Annotated in this window: 5 protein-coding genes; 3 read left to right on the top strand and 2 right to left on the bottom strand. The window is 69.1% G+C overall.

The window, feature by feature from the left end:
* The first annotated feature begins 12 nt into the window (after window positions 1-12).
* The 3 genes from greA (at window position 13) to U9980_RS02280 (ending at window position 4,145) form a co-directional block, all read left to right on the top strand.
* Window positions 13-495 carry a transcription elongation factor GreA gene (greA, locus tag U9980_RS02290; protein WP_322747632.1) on the top strand — a complete coding sequence of 161 codons (483 nt, stop codon included), beginning with the start codon at window positions 13-15 and terminating at the stop codon, window positions 493-495.
* A 219-nt stretch (window positions 496-714) separates the two neighbouring features.
* Window positions 715-2,154: a magnesium chelatase gene (locus U9980_RS02285; RefSeq protein WP_322766473.1), complete on the top strand. Its 1,440-nt coding sequence runs from the start codon at window positions 715-717 to the stop codon at window positions 2,152-2,154.
* On the top strand, window positions 2,151-4,145 hold the full coding sequence (locus U9980_RS02280; protein ID WP_322752668.1) for a vWA domain-containing protein: 1,995 nt from the start codon (window positions 2,151-2,153) through the stop codon (window positions 4,143-4,145). Before U9980_RS02285 ends, U9980_RS02280 begins: the two co-directional genes overlap by 4 nt.
* On the opposite strand, the gene U9980_RS02275 is transcribed toward U9980_RS02280, so the two are convergent.
* On the bottom strand, window positions 4,113-7,196 hold the full coding sequence (locus U9980_RS02275; protein WP_322766472.1) for a diguanylate cyclase domain-containing protein: 3,084 nt from the start codon (window positions 7,194-7,196) through the stop codon (window positions 4,113-4,115). The genes U9980_RS02280 and U9980_RS02275 overlap by 33 nt on opposite strands.
* 395 nt (window positions 7,197-7,591) lie before the next feature.
* Window positions 7,592-8,497, bottom strand: coding sequence for an alpha/beta fold hydrolase (locus U9980_RS02270; RefSeq protein ID WP_416210119.1), 906 nt, complete (start codon window positions 8,495-8,497; stop codon window positions 7,592-7,594).
* Window positions 8,498-8,580: the final 83 nt, after the last annotated feature.

Raw genomic sequence — 8,580 nt, 5'->3', positions numbered from 1 at the left:
GGAGCGTGACGCGTGTCGCAGCAGACGTGGCTGACCCAGGAGGCGTACGACCGGCTCCGCGGGGAGCTCGACCACCTCACCGGGACCGGTCGTGTCGAGATCGCCAACAAGATCGAAGCTGCTCGCGAGGAGGGTGACCTCAAGGAGAACGGCGGCTACCACGCAGCCAAGGAAGAACAGGGCAAGATGGAGTCCCGCATCCGACAGCTCACCGACCTGCTGCGTGACGCGCGAGTCGGCGAGGCGCCGCAGTTCAACGGCGCTGCGGGTCCGGGCACCGTGGTCGAGGTCCGCTTCCCCGACGACGACGACACCGAGAAGTTCCTGATCGGATCCCGCGAGGACCACAGCACACCGCTTGAGGTGTATTCGGCACAGTCACCACTGGGTGGAGCGGTCGCCGGCCACAAGGCCGGTGACACCGTGACCTACACCCTGCCCAACGGCCGCCCGGCCCGGGTTGCGATCGTCTCGGTGGAGCCGTACCACCGCTGATCTCCTCAGCGCGACCGGCCCGGACCCGCAGCCCGGGCCGGCATACCGCAGCCGGGGTAACCGACTTCCCGAGACCTCCGGCGGCGCACAAAACATCATCGCGCCGCCTCCGGTCAGTGCCCACCCCAAGACCTCCGGCGGCGCACAAAACATCATCGCGCCGCCTCCGGTCGGGGCAACTTCCCTGCGCCCGAGACCCCGGGGACGTACCGTCAACTAGTGCTCGATCTGTCAGGGGCCCAGGCCCCGCAGTCCCCTGAACCGACAACGCTCGGTGTCCTGCGTGGCTCAGGACACCGGCACCGGTCCGTACGCACTGAACTGCGCAACAACACCCTCGCCCGGATGGCGGGTGGCGAGAACCGGTTTCCCGGCATCGTCGGCTTCGACGACACCGTGCTCCCCCAGGTCGAGCGTGCCCTGCTCGCCGGGCACGACATCGTCTTCCTCGGGGAACGCGGGCAGGGCAAGACCCGCCTGATCCGCACCCTGGTGGGCCTGTTGGACGAGTGGACACCGGTGGTCTCCGGCTGCGAGATCAATGATCACCCTTTCACCCCGGTGTGCACCCGGTGCCGGCTGTTGGTCACCGAGTTCGGTGACGACACCCCGGTTTCGTGGAAGCACCGCTTCGAACGGTTCGGCGAGAAACTGGCCACGCCGGACACCAGCGTCGGCGATCTGATCGGCGACGTCGACCCGGTCAAGGTCGCACAGGGCCGCACTCTGGGTGACCCGGAGACCGTCCACTACGGTCTGATACCACGTACCAACCGCGGCATCTTCAGCGTGAACGAACTTCCCGACCTGGCCGAACGGATCCAGGTATCGCTCCTGAACGTGCTGGAGGAACGCGACATCCAGGTCCGGGGCTACGTCCTGCGGCTCCCGCTCGACCTGTTTCTCGTCGCTTCGGCGAATCCCGAGGACTACACCAACCGGGGCCGGATCATCACACCTCTCAAGGACCGCTTCGGCGCCGAGGTCCGCACCCACTACCCGCTGCGCCTCGACGACGAACTGGCCCTGATCCGCCAAGAGGCGGCGCTGAACTGGCGGGAGTCGCCGCTGGGCCTTCCCGCCGTCCCCGACCACCTGCTGGAGGTGGTCGCGCGCTTCACCCGGCTGGTGCGCGACGCCCCGCAGGTCGATCGGCGCTCCGGCGTGTCGGCCCGGCTGTCGGTGGCCGCCGTCGAGACCGTGGCCGCCTCGGCGGTGCGCCGGGCGGCGCTGGCCGGCGAAGACGTTCCGACGGCCCGGGTCGTCGATCTCTCAGCGATCGTGCCGGCGGTACGCGGCAAGGTCGAGTTCGACCAGCTGGAGGAGGGGCGGGAGGACGAGATCCTCGCGCACCTGCTGCGGCGGGCTATCGCCGAGACCTTTCGCGCCCGACTCGCCGGCACCGACCTGAGCGGTCTGCAACGGCGTTTCGAGGTGGACGGCCCGGTTGAGACCGGTGATCTCGTCCCGGCCACGGAGTTGCTTCGGCGGGTCGGCCCGGTGCCGGGGCTCGCCGCGATCCTCATCAGGCTCGGCATTGACGGTGCGGAGTCGCCGGGGCTCGCCGCGGCCGGGCTTGAACTGGCCATGGAGGGTCTGCACCTCAACCGGCGGCTCGCCAAGGAGGAACTGCCGGGCCGGACGGTGTACGGCGGATGAGCGCCGGGACCGGGCCGGCGGGATTCCGGTACGGCCCATGGGACGGGGGCCCGGACCCCCTGGCATACCCGTTCGACGTGGCGGGCGCGCTGGACGAGATGTCCGAGCACATCCTTGATGGCCGAACCCCGCGCGAGGCTCTGGACGCGTTGCTGCGCCGAGGCACACCCAACCGCCGTGGCCTGGAGGATCTGCGCCGCCAGGTGGAGCGCCGGCGGCGCGAGGCCCGCGCGCGCGGGCGTCTGGACGGCACTCTGGAGCAGGTCCGTGAGCTTCTGGACGAGGCGGTGGGGCAGGAGCGGGCCGCGCTGTTCCCGGACCCCTCCGACGATGCCCGCCTGCGCGAAGCCGAACTCGACGCCGTGCCGGGCGACCCGGCCCGGGCCGTGAGCGCGCTGGCCGACTACGAGTGGCGTTCGCCCCTTGCGCGCGAGACGTTCGCAAAGATCTCCGACCTGCTCCGCCGCGAGGTGCTCGACACGCAGTTCCGCGGCATGAAACAGGCGTTGGAGAACAGCACGCCCGCGGCCATGGCCCGAGTGGCAGACATGCTGAACGCGCTCAACAGCATGCTGGAGGCGGATGCCCGCGGCGAGCACACCGACGCCGCGTTCGAGAACTTCATGCGCTCGTTCGGTGACTTCTTCCCGGACAATCCGCGCTCGCTGGACGAGCTGGTGGATTCGTTGGCGCGGCGCGCCGCGGCTGCTGCGCGGCTGATGGCGGGCCTGTCCCCGCAGCAACGTCAGGAACTGGCCGATCTGATGACCGCCGCCATGGCTGACATGGGCCTGGCGGCCGAGCTGTCCCGGCTGCGCGATGCGCTCCGGGCCGCCCGCCCGGACCTCGGCTGGGGCCAGCCCGCGCGCGGCCGGGTGCGGGACCCGATGACCGGCGAGCGCCCCCTCGGGCTGGGGGAGGCCACCAGCGCGCTGGAGGAGCTGGCTGAGCTCGACGAACTGGCTGCCGCGCTGTCCCAGGACTACGCCGGGGCGTCCCTGGAGGACATCGATCCGGACGCGGTCGCGCGAGCGCTGGGTCGAGATGCCGTCGACGACCTGCGTACCCTCCAGCAGATCGAAAAGGAGCTGGAACGCCAGGGTTTCCTGACCCGCAACGCCGGCAACCTGGAGCTGACCCCGCGGGCGGTCCGCCGCATCGGGCAGACCGCGCTGACTCGCATCTTCCACCGGTTGGACGCCCACGGACGCGGTGATCACGATGTCGCCGACGCCGGCGCGGCCGGCGAGCTCACCGGGACATCCCGGCGGTGGTGCTTCGGTGACGCCCAGCCCCTCGACGTCGTCCGCACTGTCCGCAACGCGGTTCTACGGGCGGGGCCGGCCGGCCCGGACGGAGCGGTGCGCCTGGATGTCGCCGACTTCGAAGTCGCCGAGACCGAACGCCGGACCTCGGCCGTGGTGTGCCTGTTGGTCGATCTCTCCTATTCCATGGCGCTGCGGGGGACCTGGGGGGTGGCGAAATCGACAGCGCTCGCGCTGCACACCCTGATCAGCACGAAGTTCCCGCAGGACACGATCCATCTGGTCGGTTTCTCCGACTACGCCCGGCTGCTGCGCCCGGTGGAGCTCGCCGGGCTGGACTCCGAAGTGGTACAGGGCACGAACCTCCAGCACGCACTGATGATCGCGGGTCGGCTGGTGTCGAAACATCCGGATTCCGAACCGATCGTACTGGTGGTCACCGACGGTGAGCCGACCGCGCACCTGATGCGTAACGGCACGCCCGCCTTCTCCTGGCCGCCCACTCCGGAGACCCTCGAGCTGACCCTGGCCGAGGTGGACCGACTGACCCGCCGTGGGGCGACAATCAACGTGTTCATGCTTGACAACGAGCCACGGCTGGTGCAGTTCGTCGATGAGGTCGCGCGGCGCAACGGCGGTCGGATGCTGTCCCCCGATCCGGGGGCGCTGGGTCAATATGTCGTCCGGGACTACCTACGCGCACGTAGCGGACGACGTTCCCGCTGATCCCGAACGTGCGACATCCGAGGGTGCGCCAGGAGTGGCCGACACGTGGTCGGACCCGGCGGTCGGCACGAACACCGACTGCCGGCCGTGCCCGGCCCTCTTCGCCCGCAACATGGCAAGATCGGCATTGCGGACGGCAACCTCAGGATGGCCCTCGGCCGGTTCCGCCACGGCGATACCGACGGTCGCGTCAACACTGACCAACGTCGCGCCGACGGACATGGGCTGGCGGATCGCGGCAAGCAAGCGGTCTGCGACCCCGCGGGCCTGCGGGCCGTCCACATCGCGCAGGACGACGGCAAACTCGTCGCCACCGAGGCGGTAGACCACGTCCTGCGCCCCACTCACCCTGGCCAGGCGTGCTCCGATGATCCGCAACACCTCGTCGCCGACGTCATGGCCGTACGTGTCGTTCAGTGGCTTGAACCGATCAAGATCAATAAGCAGTACCGCGAACGTCGATACCGCCCCGTCCTCGGTGATGCCATGAAGGCGCCGAACAAACGCAGCCCGGTTCGGCAGGCCGGTGAGAGCGTCATGGCGGCCCTGGTGGCGCAACTGGTCCTGGCGCTCCCGGCGTTCGCCGATCTCATGGCAGGTCAGCAGGATGCCGGCCACCTCCGGCTGGCCGCGCAGATCGCTTGCCTCGATGTCGAACCAGCGGTAGCCGCGGTCGAGCGCATGCAGCCGAATATCGCGGACCGCGGCGGCGCCCACCTCCGCGGCGAGCCGCAGGAACTCCGCCAGGGTGGCTGCATCGTCGGGATGGGCCGCGTCGGGCAGGTGCCGGCCGACGTAGCACCGGGCCCGGTGACCGAGCAGTACCTCGACAGCGGAGCTGACAAAGGTGATGCGGCCATCCGCGCCGGTGGCGATCACGAGATCGTGGGCGTTGTGGAGCAGTGCCTGTAGCCGTCCTTCGTCGCGACGCAGCGCCGATTCCCGCCGACCGTGGCGGACGGTGAGCCCGGCGACCGCAGTGGTGACCAGGGCGAGCAGGGCGAGCAGGCTTAGGTCGCGACTCCACCGGCCGGATCTGATGTCCCCGTAGAAGGCCGAAACCGATTGTTGCTCCGCGCCATGACGTACCTGTGTCTGCAGCCACACGCTGATCGCGGCCATCGCGAGCAGGACAACGCCGCCGACCAGCGGTGCGATCAGCCGGCCCGACCGGTACCGGCGGGCACGACCCGTGGGCACGCAACGCTCGGGTCGTCCGGATGCGGAGAAATGCCCACCGACCGCACCGACCGCGGGTTGACGTGGCGCCGGCGGATACACCTCGCCGGCAAGGTCGGTGACGGGGATACGAGGACGACTGGCAAGAGGCTGGGCGCCGGCGACCGCCACGACGAAGCGGCCTTTCCCGGTCCGCTTGGCCTCGTACATAGCCTGGTCCGCGACGCCGAGGAAATGGTCGGGCGTTTCGAGCGACAGCGTCGAGGTCGCGATGCCGATGCTGACGTCAACCTGAACGATCGATGTCCCGACGGTGATCGGTGCGCGTATCGATTCGATGACACGGTCGGCGACCGCACCCGCCGATACCTCGTCCGCGCCCGCGAGCAGGATCGCGAACTCGTCGCCGCCGAGCCGGGCCGCCAGGTCCCCATCGCGCAGCGTCTGGACGAGACGGGCCGCGACGACCCGCAGAACCGCGTCACCGGCATCGTGGCCAAGACCGTCGTTGACCGGCTTGAAGTGGTCGAGGTCGATGAACAGCAGCGCGAACGACGACCCACCGCAACGGGCGGTACCGACGGCCGCTGCCAACGCGCTCATGAAGAGCGTCCGGTTGGGAATACCCGTCAGTGCATCGTGTGACGCCTGGTAACCCAGCCGCTCCTGCAGGTCCTTGCGCTCGCCCGTCTCGTGACAGGTGACCAGCACACCGGCCAACTCGGGATGGTCGGTGACATCACGTGCTTCCAGGTCGAACCAACGCCCGGCACCCGAGGCAGGGATCAATCGTACGTCGAAAGCGGTGCCGCCGCCGGGCTCGGCGAGTAACCGCTGGATCCGGCCCACGTCGTCAGCATGGGCGAAGTCGGTGAGCGCGCAGCCGAGCCAGGAGGTGGTGTCATAGCCGAGCAGGTCCCTAACAGCCGGGCTGACAAAAGTCATCACCCGATCCGCACCGACGACGACGATGATATCCCGGACGCCGCCGAGCATGGTGCGCAGTCGGGCCCGACCCCGCTTGGCCGACCGCTCCCGGCGCAGCCCGAACGCGGCCAGGCCGCCCAGGCAGCTGGTAAGGACAACCAGCAGGATCAGGTCATGGCGGCGCTGGCGGGCCCGGAGATCGGCGAACATGCGTGCTGTGGGCTGCTGGAAAATCGTCGTATAACCGGTCGTTTGCTGGCGCGCCACGAGAGTGGTGAGCTGCGCCGCGCCACGGCCTGACGTCCACACCCGGACCGCGCCCGGAATCAGATCCGCAAGGCGCGCCGGTTCAACCAGCCGTCGGCCCCGCAACGCCTGGTCCCAGGATGCGAACGCGACGCCCGAGGCATCAAGATTGCCGAACCCGCCAGGAACACCGCCGAACGAGGCACGCTTCTCCTCACGCTGCCGGGACACAGCCTCGTCGGCGACCTGCACCACCACCGCCCACGGGCGACCGGTGCCCACCGGTGCGACCGTGGCCCGAACGATCTGATCGTCCAGGACGAATACCGGCGACATGGCCGACCGTCCAGCCAGTGCGGCCGACCAGGCCTCACCAAGATCAGATACGGATATCCGACGCGCCGCTGGAACGGTGGCCACCGGCCTACCAACCGGGTCGACGAGGGCGACGACCAGGCTGGGGTCTCCAGCGGGCGTTCGTTGCAGCTGCCGCAGCAGTCGGGCGTCGGCGTCCGGCTGGTCCGGAATGAACGGCGTGCTCTCCACGGCCGCCCGCAGCCGTTCTGGATCGTCCACTTTTGAGGTGTTGTAGGCGATTCGCTCAACAAGGCTGGACCGGTCGGAAAGGCGCTCCCGCTCTGCCTCCCGCAGGCCGGTCTTCCCGGCCGCCACGGCCACCGACGCGAGTGCGACAACCATCGCCAGCCCGCCGGCCAGCGGGGCGAACCGTCGTAGTTGCCCTCGTTCGACCGCACTTCCGGCGAGGCCGGGCTGTCCGCCGAACCAGGCACGACGGTTGCCAAAAACCGGACCAGTTCGAATGACCCTTACCCCTCGTGACAGCCAGCCGTAATAACGGTCAGTCGTGACAACACAAGAAGTGTGCGAACGAGAAGAAGGAATCTGATCGAACACTTACTTATACGTGATGGTACCGTGCCAACCCGTCACGCTCCTAGCGAGCACCCTGTTACCAACCCGGGCGGTGACACAGGGCACAAAGGCGACCATCGCCGAAACCGGCCCATCCCCATGCCCGGGCCCTACGCCCTGGGCCTACGCGCTGGCCCTACGCCCTGGCCCTACGCCTGGCCCTACGCGATGGGCATCCTGCGCGCAGTGGTGGCCACTTCGCCTCGGTGGGCCACGTCGTCGAGCTTGTCCAGCAGGCGCTCCCAGACCTGGCGCGGGAGGTCGTGGCCCATTCCGTCGATCTCCAGCAACTCGGCGAACGGGACGGCGGCCGCGGTATGGCGACCACCGGCGACCGGAATGAGCGGATCGGCCGTACCGTGCACGACCAGGGTGGGAATCGTCAGCTGGCGCAGGGCCGCCGTCCGGTCGTCGGCCGCCAGGGCGGCAAGCAACTGCCGCGCGGTCCCGTGCGGGTCGTACCTGCGGTCCCACGCCATCCCAGCCCGCCGACGCGCCCACTCGCGGTCGTGCGGGAACTCACCCGGCCCGATGATGTTGTATGCCTGCTCGGCCCCGTCTATGTACGCCTCGCGGCTCGCGGCCACCGGGCGCAGCAATGCGGCAGCCGCCTCCGGGGTCGGCCGGGTCTCCTCATAGTTGCCCGGGGTCGAGGAGACCGACGTCAGGCTGCGTACCCGATCGGGAAAGTGCAGCGCAAGCGTCTGGGCGATCATGCCACCCAGAGAGCTCCCCAGGACGTGCGCGGACTCCCAGCCCAGAGCGTCCATCAGACCGATGGCATCAGCCGCCATGTCCAGGAGAGTGTAGGCAGCGGCGTCGGCATCCCCGGAGAGCGCGGCCGTGAGGTCCGGCTGGCCAAGATGATCAAAGTGGGTGGAAAGCCCGACGTCCCGGTTGTCGTAGACGACGACCCGGAAACCTCTGCGCACCATCGCGCGGAGAAGATCAGGATGCCAGCCGACAAGCTGCTGGCCCAGCCCGCTGACGATGAGGAGCGGCAGGCCGCTGGGGTCACCGTGCAGCTCGTACGCGATTTCGATGCCATTGGCCTGAACCGTGCCCATAGACGGAAGGTAGCGAGCAGGCGCCGCTGACGCTCGCAATCCATCGAACTTCCGCCGAAGATCACCCATACACACGCAATCGC

Source organism: Protofrankia sp. Cr1 (assembly GCF_963555865.1).
Lineage (GTDB): Bacteria > Actinomycetota > Actinomycetes > Frankiales > Frankiaceae > Protofrankia.
The sequence above is the reverse complement of the archived record's forward strand: the minus strand, read 5'-3'. Positions and strand labels throughout refer to the sequence as shown.

Bases quoted from the DNA above. Each gene is read 5' to 3' on its own strand.
- U9980_RS02280 (WP_322752668.1), top strand. From the start codon at position 2,151: ATGAGCGCCGGGACCGGGCCGGCGGGATTCCGGTACGGCCCATGGGAC.
- U9980_RS02270 (WP_416210119.1), bottom strand. From the start codon at position 8,497: ATGGGCACGGTTCAGGCCAATGGCATCGAAATCGCGTACGAGCTGCAC.
- U9980_RS02275 (WP_322766472.1), bottom strand. From the start codon at position 7,196: ATGGTTGTCGCACTCGCGTCGGTGGCCGTGGCGGCCGGGAAGACCGGC.